Source organism: Streptomyces sp. NPDC046831, assembly GCF_040645305.1.
Lineage (GTDB): Bacteria > Actinomycetota > Actinomycetes > Streptomycetales > Streptomycetaceae > Streptomyces.
Window position 1 is genome coordinate 47,516 of record NZ_JBEYXZ010000006.1, and the last position, 14,120, is coordinate 61,635.

Annotated in this window: 14 protein-coding genes; 12 read left to right on the plus strand and 2 right to left on the minus strand. The window is 73.9% G+C overall.

Features of this window, described 5'->3' with window-relative positions:
- Nucleotides 1–75 precede the first annotated feature (75 nt).
- From ABZ920_RS08055 to ABZ920_RS08065, 3 genes are all read left to right on the plus strand, one after another.
- Nucleotides 76–651 carry an FABP family protein gene (locus tag ABZ920_RS08055; RefSeq protein ID WP_361500004.1) on the plus strand — a complete coding sequence of 192 codons (576 nt, stop codon included), beginning with the start codon at nucleotides 76–78 and terminating at the stop codon, nucleotides 649–651.
- Between the two features lie 92 nt (nucleotides 652–743).
- Nucleotides 744–1,181: a transcriptional repressor gene (locus ABZ920_RS08060; RefSeq protein WP_361500006.1), complete on the plus strand. Its 438-nt coding sequence runs from the start codon at nucleotides 744–746 to the stop codon at nucleotides 1,179–1,181.
- 10 nt (nucleotides 1,182–1,191) lie between these two features.
- Nucleotides 1,192–2,166: a folate-binding protein gene (locus tag ABZ920_RS08065; protein ID WP_361500008.1), complete on the plus strand. Its 975-nt coding sequence runs from the start codon at nucleotides 1,192–1,194 to the stop codon at nucleotides 2,164–2,166.
- Between the two features lie 46 nt (nucleotides 2,167–2,212).
- Here the strand turns inward: ABZ920_RS08065 and dtd are convergent, their stop codons facing one another.
- A complete protein-coding gene (gene dtd / locus ABZ920_RS08070) occupies nucleotides 2,213–2,638 on the minus strand; it encodes a D-aminoacyl-tRNA deacylase (protein WP_361500010.1) in 426 nt (141 codons plus the stop codon).
- A gap of 550 nt (nucleotides 2,639–3,188) precedes the next feature.
- Between dtd and ABZ920_RS08075 the strand changes: the two genes are divergently transcribed.
- From ABZ920_RS08075 to ABZ920_RS08085, 3 genes are all read left to right on the plus strand, one after another.
- Nucleotides 3,189–3,704 carry an aerial mycelium formation protein gene (locus ABZ920_RS08075; RefSeq protein WP_361500434.1) on the plus strand — a complete coding sequence of 172 codons (516 nt, stop codon included), beginning with the start codon at nucleotides 3,189–3,191 and terminating at the stop codon, nucleotides 3,702–3,704.
- Nucleotides 3,705–3,778: 74 nt separating this feature from the next.
- A complete protein-coding gene (locus ABZ920_RS08080) occupies nucleotides 3,779–4,756 on the plus strand; it encodes an asparaginase (protein ID WP_361500012.1) in 978 nt (325 codons plus the stop codon).
- 166 nt (nucleotides 4,757–4,922) lie between these two features.
- Entirely contained in the window at nucleotides 4,923–6,182 is a 1,260-nt protein-coding gene (locus ABZ920_RS08085; RefSeq protein WP_361500014.1) for a GNAT family N-acetyltransferase, read from the plus strand.
- A gap of 676 nt (nucleotides 6,183–6,858) precedes the next feature.
- Here ABZ920_RS08085 and ABZ920_RS08090 read toward each other — a convergent pair.
- On the minus strand, nucleotides 6,859–7,047 hold the full coding sequence (locus ABZ920_RS08090) for a hypothetical protein (protein ID WP_361500016.1): 189 nt from the start codon (nucleotides 7,045–7,047) through the stop codon (nucleotides 6,859–6,861).
- Nucleotides 7,048–7,217: 170 nt separating this feature from the next.
- Here ABZ920_RS08090 and ABZ920_RS08095 point away from each other — a divergent pair, with 170 nt between their 5' ends.
- From ABZ920_RS08095 to ABZ920_RS08120, 6 genes are all read left to right on the plus strand, one after another.
- A complete protein-coding gene (locus ABZ920_RS08095) occupies nucleotides 7,218–8,102 on the plus strand; it encodes a winged helix-turn-helix domain-containing protein (RefSeq protein WP_361500018.1) in 885 nt (294 codons plus the stop codon).
- Complete coding sequence (locus ABZ920_RS08100) at nucleotides 8,102–8,851, plus strand: HAD-IA family hydrolase (RefSeq protein WP_361500020.1); 750 nt, start codon at nucleotides 8,102–8,104, stop codon at nucleotides 8,849–8,851. The genes ABZ920_RS08095 and ABZ920_RS08100 overlap by 1 nt, the downstream gene beginning before the upstream one ends.
- 359 nt (nucleotides 8,852–9,210) lie before the next feature.
- The gene (locus ABZ920_RS08105) at nucleotides 9,211–11,445 is read left to right on the plus strand and encodes an aminoglycoside phosphotransferase family protein (protein ID WP_361500022.1); all 2,235 of its coding nucleotides are present in this window, start codon (nucleotides 9,211–9,213) and stop codon (nucleotides 11,443–11,445) included.
- Nucleotides 11,446–11,579: 134 nt separating this feature from the next.
- Nucleotides 11,580–12,212: a helix-turn-helix domain-containing protein gene (locus ABZ920_RS08110; RefSeq protein WP_361500024.1), complete on the plus strand. Its 633-nt coding sequence runs from the start codon at nucleotides 11,580–11,582 to the stop codon at nucleotides 12,210–12,212.
- Between the two features lie 91 nt (nucleotides 12,213–12,303).
- Complete coding sequence (locus tag ABZ920_RS08115; protein WP_361500026.1) at nucleotides 12,304–13,077, plus strand: hypothetical protein; 774 nt, start codon at nucleotides 12,304–12,306, stop codon at nucleotides 13,075–13,077.
- A gap of 120 nt (nucleotides 13,078–13,197) precedes the next feature.
- On the plus strand, nucleotides 13,198–13,542 hold the full coding sequence (locus ABZ920_RS08120; RefSeq protein ID WP_361500028.1) for a DUF2516 family protein: 345 nt from the start codon (nucleotides 13,198–13,200) through the stop codon (nucleotides 13,540–13,542).
- Nucleotides 13,543–14,120 lie beyond the last annotated feature (578 nt).

A 14,120-nucleotide genomic window follows, 5' to 3' on the forward strand; every position in this document is an offset into this window, starting at 1 on the left:
TGACCGTGAAGAAGCTGTACCAGGGCCAGCGCTGACCGCCTTCCCCCTCCCCACGGCCACGACGAAGAGCTGCTCATGATCGAGATTCCGTCCGACCTCCACAAGGACCTGGTCCCGCTCGCCTTCCTGCTCGGCAACTGGGCCGGCGCGGGCGTGCACGACTTCCCCGGCGCCGAGAAGTGCAACTTCGGCCAGGAGGTCGCCTTCACGCACGACGGGCGGGACTTCCTGGAGTACCACTCGCACACGTGGGTGCTCGACAAGGACGGCAACAAGGTGCGGCCGCTGGAGTCCGAGCACGGCTTCTGGCGCATCGACGCCGACCGCAAGGTCGAGGTCACGATGGTCCGGGACGACGGCGTCGTCGAGATCTGGTACGGCGAGATGGCCGCGAAGAAGCCGCAGATCGACCTGGTCACGGACGCCGTGGCGCGCACCGCCGCCTCCGGCCCCTACAGCGGGGGCAAGCGGCTGTACGGTTACGTCAAGAGCGACCTGATGTGGGTCGGCGAGAAGCAGACCCCCGAGGTCGAGCTGCGCCCCTACATGTCGGCCCACCTGAAGAAGGCCGTCACCCCCGAGGAGGTCGAGCGCTGGGCCAAGGCCCTGCCCGACGACCTGCCGGACGACGGCATCGCCTTCTTCAAGTGAGCCCTTCCGCCGGCTCGTCCCGGGGCCTGCCGGGGAAGCGGCCGCCCACCGCGCGACGGCACCGCTTCCCCGGCAGGCCCTAGACTTTTCCTGTGGTGAGCACCGACTGGAAGACTGACCTGCGGCAGCGCGGCTACCGGTTGACCCCGCAGCGGCAACTCGTGCTCGAAGCCGTGGACACCCTGGAGCACGCGACCCCCGACGACATCCTCAGCGAGGTGAGGAAGACGGCGTCGGGGGTCAACATTTCCACCGTGTACCGGACCCTGGAGCTCCTGGAGGAGCTGGGCCTGGTCAGCCACGCCCACCTCGGGCACGGGGCGCCGACGTACCACCTCGCGGACCGGCACCAGCACATCCACCTGGTCTGCCGCGACTGCACCGACGTCATCGAGGCCGATCTCCAGGTGGCCGCCGAGTTCACCGCGAAGCTGCGCGAGGAGTTCGGCTTCGAGACCGACATGAAGCATTTCGCGATCTTCGGCCGCTGCAAGGACTGCTCGCTCAAGAGTTCAACTGGCACGTCTTAGGCTTGGCTTCATGAAGAGCCCCCTGCTGTCCCTGCCCGGCGCCGTGCCCGCCGAGGGCGTGGACGAAGGCGTCGCCGCCCACTACGGCGATCTGTTCCGCGAACAGCGTGCCCTCGCCGACGGCACCGGCTTCGTCGACCTCTCCCACCGCGGGGTGGTCACCGTCTCCGGTGAGGACCGGCTGACCTGGCTGCACCTGCTCCTCACCCAGCACGTCAGCGAGCTGCCCGCGGGCGAGGCCACCGAGGCGCTGATCCTGTCCGCGCACGGCCACATCGAGCACGCGCTGTACCTGGTCGACGACGGCGCGACCGTCTGGGCGCACGTGGAGCCCGGCACCGAGCAGGCGCTGATCGCCTACCTGGAGTCGATGAAGTTCTTCTACCGGGTCGAGGTCGCCGACCGCACCGGCGAGTACGCGGTCGTGCACCTGCCCGCGGGCTCCATCGCCGAGGCGCCCGAGGGCGTCGTCGTCCGGGAGACCGCCTACGGCCGCGACCTCTTCCTGCCCCGCGCGGACCTGGAGCCGTACGCCGCGGACCTCGGCAGGCACGGCCCGCCGGCCGGGATCCTCGCCCACGAGGCGCTGCGGGTCGAGCAGCACCGCCCGCGGCTCGGGTTCGAGACGGACCACCGCACCATCCCGCACGAGCTGGGCTGGATCGGCACGGCCGTCCACCTGCACAAGGGCTGCTACCGCGGACAGGAGACCGTGGCCCGGGTGCAGAACCTCGGCAAGCCGCCGCGCCGCCTGGTGTTCCTGCACCTGGACGGCAGCGAGGTGCACCTGCCGGCCCACGGCACCGAGATCCGGCTCGCCGACGACGGCCCGGACGGCCGCAAGGTCGGCTTCGTCACCACGTCCGTCCGCCATCACGAGCTCGGCCCGGTCGCCCTCGCCCTGCTCAAGCGGAACGTCCCGGTGGACGCGCGGCTGCTGGCCGGCGACACGGCGGCGGCCCAGGAAACCGTCGTCGAGCCCTGAAGCCCGTCCCGCAGGGCCGTGCCGGCGCCCCCGGGCGCCGGCGCCGTCACATCTCCAGCAGGACCGTGAACGGGCCGTCGTTCGTCAGCGACACCCGCATCCGCGCGCCGAACCGGCCCGTGGCCACCGTCGCGCCCAGCGCCCGCAGCTGAGTCACCACCTCGTCCACGAGGGGCTCGGCGACGTCGCCGGGGGCGGCCGCGTTCCAGGTGGGGCGACGGCCCTTGCGGGCGTCGCCGTACAGCGTGAACTGGCTGATCACCAGCAGCGGGGCGCCGGTGTCGCTGCACGACCGCTCGTCGTGCAGCATCCGGATCGACCACAGCTTGCGGGCCAGCTGCGCCGCCTTCTCCTTGGTGTCCTCGTGGGTGACCCCCACCAGGACACACAGTCCCTCGCCCTCGACGGCCCCCACGGTCTCGCCGTCGACGACGACGCTCGCGCCGTCGACCCTCTGCACCACTGCACGCATGCCGACCATCATGCCGGGCCGCCGGACACACCCGGCGGCCGGACCCCGCGGGCCGTCCCCGGACCGCGCCCCGGGCGTCGGGAGCCGGGCGGGCAGGCCGCCGTTTCCGGCCCCGTGGGAGCCGGCCCGGTCGTATCGGGCCGAAACGTGAAGTGCTCCACACTACTTCCCAACCGCCCATCCGGGGCTGTTAACGGGCACTAGGTCACATAGCGGCCACCCGGGGTGGCACGATGCTTCCGTACGCGCCGGCCGCTTCCGTACGCGCCGGTCGAGGGGACGGTAGAGGCACATGAGCACATCGAGTACCGGACAGACGCTCCGGGCGGTCTCGCTGACCCGCGCGGGAGGCCCGGAGAGCCACCGGCCGCCCGTGCAGCGCACCGACAGCCCGCGGCTGACCGTGGACCTGACGGAGCGCGACCCGCACCCGGACCTGCCGGAGTCACCCGGGTCGGGCCCGGCGCCCGCCCCGTCGCGGGCGCCCCGGGCCGAGCCGGGCGCGACCCCGCCCAGGTCGCCGGAGCCGGCGGAGGCGGCCGGCCCCGACCTGAGCGTGGACCCGCCGGAGCACGACCTGGCGGTGCTCAGCCTGCCCGAGGTGCGCGCCCTGCGCCGGCAGGCCCAGCGCGACGAGGCCGACCTCAGCTATGTGCGCAGGCTGCTCCAGGGGCGCATCGACATCCTGCGCGCGGAGCTCGCGGCCCGGCGCGGGCCGGCGCCGGTCGTGGCGGCCGGCGAGACGTCCGTGGTCGAGCGGCTGGCGCTGATCCTGCGGGACGCGCCCGCCCGGCACCGCTCCTCCGCGCGGCATGTGACGCTCGGCACTCCGCACAGCGAGGAGTACCGGCGGCTGGCCGCGGACATGCTCGGCGAGGTCGAGCTGTCCGACCTCGGCGCCCGCACCGACCTGGAGCTGGGCGCGGCCATGGGCCGCCTGGTCCGCTACGAGCAGCAGGTGTCGCGGCGGCGGCAGCGGCTGCAGCGGACGGCGGACGACTGCAGCGCGGAAATCGCGCGCAGGTACCGTGAGGGGGAAGCACAAGTGGACGACCTGCTCATGTGACGCGGGCGGCCCGGAGACCCCGGGCCCCGCTCCGGGCGGGTCGTCGTACGTTCCCGCCCGGAAGGCCACCGTCGATGTCCGCGTCCGCAGCCCTGTCGTCCCCGTCCGCCGCCGTGCCGCCCGTCCTCGCCGAGGTGGTGCGGTCCGGGTTCGTGGAGGGACGGCACCGCGGCAGCCTGGTGCTGCTGGGCGCGGACGGGTCGGTGGAGCTGGCGCTGGGGGACGTGGCCGCGCCCGTCTTCCCGCGCTCCTCCAACAAGCCCATGCAGGCCGCGGGCGTGCTGCGGGCGGGCCTGGAGCTGGACGGGGAGCGGCTGGCCCTCGCGGCGGCGAGCCACTCGGGGGAGACCTTCCACCGCGACCTGGTGCAGAAGATGCTCGACGAGTACCGGCTCACCCCGGCGCAGCTCCAGTGCCCGCCGGACCTGCCGCTGGACCCGGAGGAGCGGGACACCTACCTGGCCGCCGGCGGCGTTCCCGAGCGGGTGGTGATGAACTGCTCGGGCAAGCACACGGCCATGCTGGCGGTGTGCGCCCGGCGCGGCTGGCCGCTGGAGTCCTACCTGGACCCCGGCCACCCGCTCCAGCAGCTCATCCACGAGGTGGTGGAGGAGGCCGCCGGCGAGCCGGTGGCGGCCGTGGGCACCGACGGCTGCGGTGCGCCCCTGATGGCGATCGGCCTGACGGGCCTGGCCCGCGCGTTCCGCTCCTTCGTCCTCGCCGCGCCCGGCACCGCCGAGCGCCGGGTCGCCGACGTGATGCGCGCCCACCCCGAGTACGTCGCCGGCACCCGCCGCCCCGACACCTGGCTGATGCGCGAGGTGCCCGGCGCCCTGTCCAAGATGGGCGCGGAGGCCGTCCAGGCGGTCGCCCTGCCCGACGGCCGCGCCCTCGCCTTCAAGGTGGAGGACGGTGCGACCCGCGCCCTCGGGCCGGTGCTGGCCCGCGCGCTCGCCCTGCTCGGCGTGGACGCCCCGGTCCTCGGGCGCATCGGCCGCGCCCCCCTGCTGGGCGGCGGCCGCGAGGTGGGGGAGATACGGGCGGCCTTCTGAGGCCGGGGCGCCGGCCGGACCGGCGCCCGCTCCCGGGCCGGGGGGTCCCGGAGGGCGCGGCCGGCCGGGCACGGACGGAGGCGGCCGGGGGCGGGCGGGTGAGGGGGCTGCGCAGGCGGGGAAAAAGTCCGCGACACCTCCGCCCGCGTCCGCTTACGGTCGAGCCATGACCGGCCGCAGCCCCGACATCGACGTCCGCCCGATCACCGAAGCCGAGTTCCCCGACTGGCTGCGTGCCGTGAGGGCCGGCTTCCTGCGCGCTCCGCAGGTGTCCGACGAGGAGATCGAGGCCCGCCGCGGCCAGTTCTCCCCGGGCCGCTTCCTCGGCGCCTTCGACGCGGGGCGCTGTGTGGCGACGTTCCGCTCCTTCGACCAGGAGCTCACCGCCGTCGGCGGCGCCCCGGTGGCCGCGGACGCCGTCACGGGCGTCACCGTCACCGCCACCCATCGCCGCCGTGGCCTGCTCACCCGGATGATGAACCGGGACCTGGCGGCCGCGAAGGAACGCGGCGACACGGTGGCGACGCTGATCGCCGCCGAGTACCCCATCTACGGCCGGTACGGCTTCGGCCCGGCCGTGGGCATGTCGGAGTGGACGATCGACGTGCCCCGGACGGGTCTGGACCCCCGGTGGTCCGGGCCCGACGACGGGGGCCGGATCGACCTGGTGGACGGCGGGGACGTCCGCAAGCTGGGCCCCGAGCTGCACGAACGGCTGCGGCGCTCCCAGCCCGGTGTCATCAGCCGCGACGAGCGCTGGTGGCAGGTGGCCACCGGTGCCCTGCGTCCGGAGCCCGGCCCCTGGACGGAGCCCTTCCACGCCCTGTACCGCGCGGCCGACGGCACGGTCGAGGGGCTGGTCACCTACGTGTGCGACGACACCTGGGGGGACGGCAAGCAGCCGCTGAACACCGCCACGGTGAAGAGCCTCATCGCGGTGACGCCCGCGGCGGAGCGCGCGCTGTGGCGCTATCTGTGCTCGATCGACTGGATCACCCGGGTCAGGACCGGTCACCGCGCCCCCGACGACCTGCTGCCGCTCTTCCTGCCCGACCCGAGGGCCGCGCGTGTCACCACGCAGGCGGACTGGCTGTGGGTGCGGATCCTCGACGTCGCCCGGGCTCTTCAGGCGCGGACGTACGAGGGGGAGGGGGCGCTGGTGCTGGAGGTGGCCGACCCGGGCGGTCTGACCGGCGGGCGGCTGCGGCTGGAGGCGTCGCCCGCCGGGGTGTCCTGCACGCCGACGACGCGGAGCGCGGACCTGACCCTGGGCGTGTCCGAGCTGGCCGCCCTGTGGCTCGGGGACGAGTCGGCGGTGCGGCTCACGGCGCTGGGCACGGTCCAGGAGGAACGAGCGGGCGCCGCCCGGGTGGCCGACGCCCTGCTGCGTACGTCCAGGCGGCCTTGGTGCCCGGACATGTTCTGAGCGCTCCTTCCTGCCGGCGACAGGGACGACGCATCCGTAGCTGTGCTGTTCGGTTGTGGCTGTGCCGTATGCGGTTGTGGCTGTGCGCTGTGGGCCCGGGCCCTTGCGATCCGGGCCCGGGGCCCCGGGCTGTCTCGCACGGTGACGTGCCGACGCTCCCGCGGTGTTCTGTTGTGACGGTGCCTCAGTGTTCGGTTGTGGCTGTGCCGAGGTATGCGCCTGTGACTGTGCGGCGTTGTTCGGTTGTGGCGGTGCGGCCGGCCGAGCTCCCGGCTCCCCTCCGGGGGGAAGCGCGGTCCGGCGATCCCGGCTGTGCGCCGACCTTTGGCCAACAGTCGGGAAGTGTGACCATGTTGTTGAAGTTGGCTGCCAACTTCACTGTTCTTATCTCCCCTTGGAAGGTACTCATAACCACCTTCCCCGCACCTGCCGCAGGATGGCGGGAAGTCGCACCGTCGGGCCGTGGACCGGGAGCACGCCCTCGCCAGTGGACGGAGAGCGCCCCGACGGCCCCAGCGGTCACACCGTGCGGTGGCGAGCGGCCCGACCTGGGCCGCTGCCGCGCCGGCTGCCGACGGGCCCGGGGACCGCGGCCGCGCCGGGCGGCCGGATCCGGCCAAGATCGGCGTCCGTCCGGCTGCGGCCCCGCCCTCGCCCCTCGACAGACGGCCGCGGCTCACAGGGCGGGCCCGGCGACCAGCAGCGCCAGCAGTACGGCCCCGACGGAGACGGCCTTCGGGCTGTCGGCCTTCAGGCCGACGGTGAGCGTGATCAGGCCGACGATGCCCAGGGCGCCGTACTTCCACTGGACCAGCTGCTCGACGCCGACGACGAGGAGGGCGGAGAGAAGAGCGAGGACGGGCACGACGATTCCCCCTTCGGACTGCCTGGGCGGGACGGGAGCGGGATGAGGAGGCCAAAGTCCCGCCAACTCAGCCAAGTTGGTTGCCAACTATGCTTAAGTTGTCCCCACTTGGCAGCCACTCATAAACAGGTGTCGAACAACTCCCGCCAGATAGGGCAGAGTTGTAGCGTTTGGTCGTGACCCAGGAGAACGTGGTGGCAGTGAACGGCAGCAGAAGATGCTCACCCCGGGAGATCGCCGACACGCTGCGGGAACGGATCCGCACCGGCGAGCTCAGGCCGGGTGACCGCCTGCCCACCCAGGCCGAGCTCGCCGGGGAGTTCGGCGTGGAGCGCGGCACGGTCCGCCAGGCCCTCCGGGTGCTCCAGGAGGACGGGCTGCTCAGCAACGTGAGCAAGGGCAGCCCACCGAGGGTCGCGGCCCCCGCCCCGGCCGGCGCCGACCCGCAGCCGACGATGGTCGGCCTGGCGCCCCGGCTCACGGAGGCGTTCGCGACCCGGAGCGTGCGGATCGACGCGGCGTGCCTGACCGCCGAGACCCTGATGCTGGCGCTGGGCGAGCCGCTGCGCCTGATCCACGAGGGCCGCCTGCGCCCCGAGTCGATCGACGTCCGCATCCTGCTGCCGTCCCGCGAGATCAACCTCGCCTTCCCGACCTCGGTCGACGCCGACGAGGCCGACGACGACCCGGTGCACCAGCGCTGGCTCGCCCAGCGCAACGCCCAGGGCCAGGTCCTCCAGCACAACCTGCGCGCGCTGCGCTACTCCCACGGCATCGACGTGCGCGTGGCCTTCCGCGCGCTGCCGTTCACCCCGCCGGTCAAGCTGTACCTGCTCAACGGCACGGAGGCGCTGATCGCGTACTACATGATCACGCGCCGCGAGGAGCCGTCCGAGGCCGGGACGCTGGACATGTACGACGTCATGGGCACCGAGTCGCTGCTCTTCTCCTTCGCGGCCGGCGGCGGGCAGCGGGACGCCGCCTTCGTGGCGGAATCCCAGAAGTGGTTCGACGCCCTCTGGGAAACCATCACGTCCGACCTGACACTCTCCTAGTGACTTCTGATACCGAGCAGACAGAACTGGTGGCGGCGAAGACAGAGAACGAGACCGAAAGACTGCGGGAACTGATCGAAGCCGCTCGGGTGGTGCTCTGGGACTTCGACGGTCCCATCTGCCGGCTCTTCGCCGGCCACTCGGCGGAACGGGTCGCGCGCGACCTGGTCGACTGGCTGGAGGGCCAGGGCCTGCACGGCCTGCTGACGGCATCGCAGCGCGAGCTGCTGGACCCGCACGTCGTGCTGCGCGCCGTCGACCGCCGGCACCCCGGCAGCGACCTGGTGGCCGAGCTCGAGGAACGCCTCACCCAGGAGGAGCTGCGGGCGGCCTCCTCGGCCATGCCCACCGCCTGGGCCGACCCGCTGATCCGCACCTGGACGGCGGTGGGCGCGCGGCTGGCCATCACCACCAACAACTCCCCCCGCGTGGTGCGGGCCTACCTGGACGGCCGCGGCCTGCTGTCCTGCTTCGCCCCCCACGTCTACGGCCGCACCACGGACCTGCGGCTGCTCAAGCCCCACCCGCACTGCCTCGACCGCGCCCTGCACACCCTGGGCTGCGCCCCGCCGGACGCCCTGATGATCGGCGACACCCCCTCGGACCTCCAGGCCGCGACGCGGGCCGGCGTCCCCTTCCTCGGCTACGCGCACAACGCGCGCAAGGCCAAGCTCCTGCGGGAGGCCGGCGCCACCCGCGTGGTGGACTCGCTGGAGCCCGTGCTGCGGACCCTGCGCGTCGCCGCCTGAACCGCCGGCGCCCCGTACCCGACCGCGGCACCGACGGCGGGGCCGGCCCGGCGGCCGGCCCGCGCTCCCCACCCGCCGCGCCGGCGCCTACCCGCACGGGTTCCGGCCTCGCGCCCGCCGCGCGAGAGCGGGGCGCGAGCCCGTGCGGCCACCGTCGACCGGTGACGGTACGTCACGTCGGTGTGCGAGCAGTGCTGTAGCATGCCCACACCGCGTGAGCAACAGCTCCGCTCCCCTGTCCGGCACACGCAAGAGGCACTGCACCAGCCGTCCTCGCAGGTGCTGACCCGCACCGGACGCGCGGCCGAGGGCGCACCACCCATTGTGCCGACGCCGGCCGCGCTCCGATCGTGCCGGGTATGTCCAGTGACGTACCTTGTGCCTGTCTTGATCCTGCGCGAGTACCTGGAGCGGCCGTGGGCGCACCTCCTCCCCTGCGTCCCTCTCCGGGGGAGCGCGCCGTGCGCGACATCCAGGAGTTCGTCCGCCGGGCCGCGGGCACCGGCCGGGCGGGCGGCGGGCACCACCACGACGACCACGTGCTGCCCCTGACCGAAGGAGTGGCGCGGCTGCTCGGCCGGCCGGCCGGGACGTCCGTCCGGGTACGGATCCGGCGCCCCGGGGCGCTGCCCGTGGCGGTGCGGACGTGGGACGACGAGGCGCGGATCCTCGACGCCGTCGGCAGCGTCCTGCCGCACACCCCGCGCTGCCTCTGGACCGGGGACGGCTTCGCGATCCACAGTCATGTGGACGGCGTGCCGCTGTCCGGCGTCCACCCCGACGGCACGCCCGTCGGCAGGCAGCTGATCGAGGCCCTGGCGGGCCTGTTCGCACGGGTGGCCCAGGTGCGCAGGGGAGCACTGCCACCACTGCCGGCGGGCCGGCCCGGCAACGACACCGACAGCCAGGGCTTCCTGCGGACGCTGGCCATCGAGGCGGACCGGCAGCTCCGGCAGGCCGGCCGGCCCGAGTTCGGCGGGCTGTTCGCGGCGCTGGGCGTCCCGGAGGACGCGCTGGTGCGGCTGGCCGACCGGGTCCCGGCCATGGCGCGGCGGCCGTACGGCCTGCTCCACACGGATCTCCACCGCGGCAGCCTGATCGTGCCCCGCGGTGGCGTCCCGCCGCTGGTCTGCGTCGACTGGGAGCTCGCGGGCTACGGCGACCCCCTCCACGACCTCGCCACGCACCTGGTGCGGACCCGGTACCCCGCGGCCCAGTGGGACGAGGTGATCGGGGCGTGGGCCGATGCCATGCGGCGCATCCGCCCGGCGGCCGTGCACGGCCTGGCCAAGGACCTGCGCCACTACCTCGCCTTCGAACGGGCCCAGTCCGTCTACCCGGACGTGATGCGGGCCACCAGGGCCCTGGAGAACGCGCCCGGCCAGAGCGGTCTGGACGAGGCGACCACCCGCGTGCACCGGGCACTGCGGACGGCCGCCGAACCGCTCGGGCTCAGGCACGTACCGGAGCCGGCGGAGATCGAGTGCGTCCTCTTCCGGTGGCGGGCCGCCCGGACGGCGGCCAGGGGCACGGGTACGGTCCGGGCGGCGATCCCGTGGACGTGGGACCCGCGGCTTCCGCGGCGGTCCGGCTTCCCCGCCTCCGCCGTGGACCACGCCCTGCTCGCCGAGGGCATGGCGCCGGCCGGCCGGGTTTTCAAGGGCACCGCGCACCTCAACTCCGTCGTCCGGGTGCCGGAGGTGGCCGCTCCGGTCGTGGTCCGGCGCAGGCTGGCGAACACCTGCCGGCGGGAGCCGAGTTTCCTCAGCGAGCACGCCGTCCTGCGGGCCGTCGAGCTGTCGAGCGCCCCCGTGGCGGCGCCGAGGGTCCTCGCCCTGGGCAGCAGCCACCGCGGGGAGCCCTTCGCCGTCCACACCTACGTCGGCCCGGAGGACCTCGACCGCCCGCCCCGCCACCCCGTGCACGGCCTGCTGCCGCACGAGGCGGACGGCCTGGTCGATCAGCTCTGCGCGCTGACGCAGGTGGACTACGCGATGCTCGACCCGGTCGCCGGCACGGAGACCTTCTTCACCTGGCTGTGCGACCAGCTCGTCCTCCTGGTGGCGGGCCTGCCCGGGAAGTGCCGGCGACTGGCCCGGCTCCTCGGGCTGCCCGACGCCTCCCGGCTCGCGCAGATCCTGTCCCGGTACCGGGTGAGCCCGCGCCGGCCGTCCCTGCTGCACGGCGACCTGAACCCGTGGAACCTGGTGCGCCGCGCCGACGCCCTGGCCCTGACCATCATCGACTGGGAGATGGCGCTGATCGGCGACCCGCTGTACGACCTGGCGCGGCACATGCACCTGACCCCGACCCGCCCGGAGATCCGCGAGCGCATGTTCCGCCGCTGGGAGGCCGGCCTGCCCGCCGAGTACACCGCCGGCTGGCGGCAGGACTGGCGGGTGTACCGCTGGATCGAGACCGTCCGCTCCGCCTACGTCGACCTGGACCGCCTGGTGACCGGCGCCGGCCTGGACGCCCCCAACGTCCGCCGGGCCGTCGACTCCTACGCGATGACCCTGGCGGTGGCGACGGGCTCTCTGGGCCTGCCCGTCCGTGCGACGGCGAACCCCTGCCTCGCCCGCGCCCTGGCGTAGCGCGTCCTGCGGGGCCGCCGCGCCCCGGAGGACGCACCACGCCACCCGGGCCGGCACCGCGCCCCGCGCGACATGATGCACTCTTGCAAGCGCGGTGCTTGCAATTGTTAGCGGAGTGGGTGCACAGTGGAGGCATGGCATCGCTCAACGTCGGCAACCTCGGTGAGTACCTGCGCGAGCAGCGGCGCAACGCGCAGCTGTCGCTGCGGCAGCTCGCCGACGCCGCCGGGGTGTCCAATCCGTATCTCAGCCAGATCGAGCGCGGGCTGCGCAAGCCGAGCGCGGAGGTGCTCCAGCAGGTCGCCAAGGCCCTGCGCATCTCCGCGGAGACGCTGTACGTGCGGGCCGGCATCCTCGACGCCGAGCGGGACCGGGAGGAGTGGCAGCGCGACGGTGCGACGCGTGCCGCCGTCCTCGCCGATCCCACGCTGAACGAACGGCAGAAGCAGGTGCTGCTGCAGATCTACGAATCCTTCCGCAAGGAGAACGGGTTCCGGATCACCTCGGCGGACGGCGGGGACGACGTCTCCCAGCAGGACGACGCCTCGTCCCGGAGACCGGACGGCACCCGTGAGCGGAGTGCCGGCGCGGCCGACGCGCCCGCGCCCGGCGCCACGGACGAACCTCAGGACGGCGGCGCCCCCGGCCCCCGCACGGCCGGTGCCGGCGACGGCATACGCCCGTCCGCCGAGACGCACGGCGGCCCCGGTGCCGCACGGCACACCCGCACGTCCGGCAGCGACGCCGGTTCGCGCCGGGCCGGCTGATCCCCGGCTCACCCTGAGCCGGGCCGTGGCAGCCGGCCGGCCGCGGACACCAAAACCCTCAAGCGAAAAGCGACCCGGGAGGACCATCACCATGGCCATCACCGACGACCTGCGCAAGACCCTCAGCGACCCCACGCCGCTCTACTTCGCCGCCGGCACCGCGGACCTGGCCCTGCAGCAGGCCAGGAAGGTGCCCGCCCTGGTGGAGCAGCTGCGCGCCGAGGCCCCCGCCCGCATCGACGCGGTGCGCAACGCCGACCCGAAGGCCGTCCAGGAGCGGGCCGCCGCCCGCGCCAAGGAGGCCGGTGCCCGGGTGAAGGAGACCCAGGAGACCCTCCAGGCCAAGGTGGGCGAGTTCCTCGGCTCCTTCGACTCCGACCTGAGGAAGTTCGGCAGCAGCCTCGACGCCGACCTGAAGAAGCTCGGCAGCAGCCTCGACGCCGACCTGAAGAGGCTCGGCGAGACCGCCCAGGACATCGCCCTGCGCGGTGTCGGCGTCGCCGCCGAGTACGCCGTGAAGGCCCGCGAGACCTACGAGAAGGTCGCCGAGCACGGTGAGCAGACCGTGCGGACCTGGCGCGGCCAGGCCGCCGAGGGCATCGAGGACATCGCCGAGGAGGTCGAGGAGCTCGCCATCGCCGTCGAGCCGCCGAAGAAGCCCGAGCCGGTGGTGGTCGAGGTCAAGCCGGACAGCCAGAACGGCCAGAACAACCCGGCCGGCCAGACCGGCCCCAGCAGCGGCCAGGACAAGCGCGACGAGTCCACGGCGATCGTGTCCGAGCCCCTGGGGGACAAGAAGGGCTCGATGAAGAAGTCCCCGGCCCGCAAGCCGGTGGGCCGCAAGGCGACGCCCCCCACCGAGTGAGCGACGCGCCGTCCGCCCGCGCGGACGGCACGGTCACGGGCCGGGCACCCTCGGGGTGCCCGGCCCGTTGTACGGGTACGGTGACCGCATGGCAGTCGGAGAGATCGGGCGGTGGGCAGCATGCTGATGTTGGGCTTCGCGGGGTTCCTGGGGCTCTTGAAGATCCTGCTGATGGCGCTCGCCGCGTTCGGGCTGTTCGACGCCGCGTTCCGGCGCGAGGACGCGTTCCGCGCGGCCGACAAGCAGAACAAGGCGTTCTGGCTGATCATCCTGGGGCTCGCGCTCGTCGTGAGCTACCTCTTCTCGATCTTGTCGTTCCTGCCGGTCATCGGTGTGATCGCGAGCATCGTCTACATCGTCGACGTCCGGCCCGCGCTGAAGCAGGTGTCGGGCGGCAGCGGCTGGGGCCGCCGCCGCGGAAGCAGCAGCGACGGCCCGTACGGGCCGTACAACGGGGGCCGGTAGCCGGCCGGCCGCGCGCGGGTCACGGCCGCCGGCCGGTGCCGGTCGTGACCGTCCTGGCCTTCCTCGCCGTCGCGGTTCGGAGGACGGCAGCCCGCCGGGCCGGGCGGCCGGCGGGCAGTCGACCGGCCGACGGTAACGGTCCCGGCCACGGGCGCCGGTCCCGCCGACGGCCCGGCTGCGACGTGTCGGCTCCCCCGAGACCTCGGCTTCGCCCAGGCCCCGGCCACGGCGGGGTGGTGCCGCCGACGGTCCGGCTGCGGTGCGTACGTCCGTGATGATGCCTTGGTGACGGCCTGCCGGTCTCGCGGGTCGTCGGCCTGACGGCGAAGGTGAGGGTCCGCCCGTTCACCGGGCCACGGTCCGGCCCGCGCGGACGCCTCGGCCATGCTGCGCCGGTTCCGCGGACGGTCCGGCTGCGGTGCGGTACGTCCGTGATGATGCCTTGGTGACGGCCTGCCGGTCTCGCGGGTCGTCGGCCTGGCGGCGAAGGTGAGGGTCCGCCCGTTCACCGGGCCACGGTCCGGCCCGCGCGGACGCCTCGGCCATGCTGCGCCGGTTCCGCGGACGGTCCGGCTGCG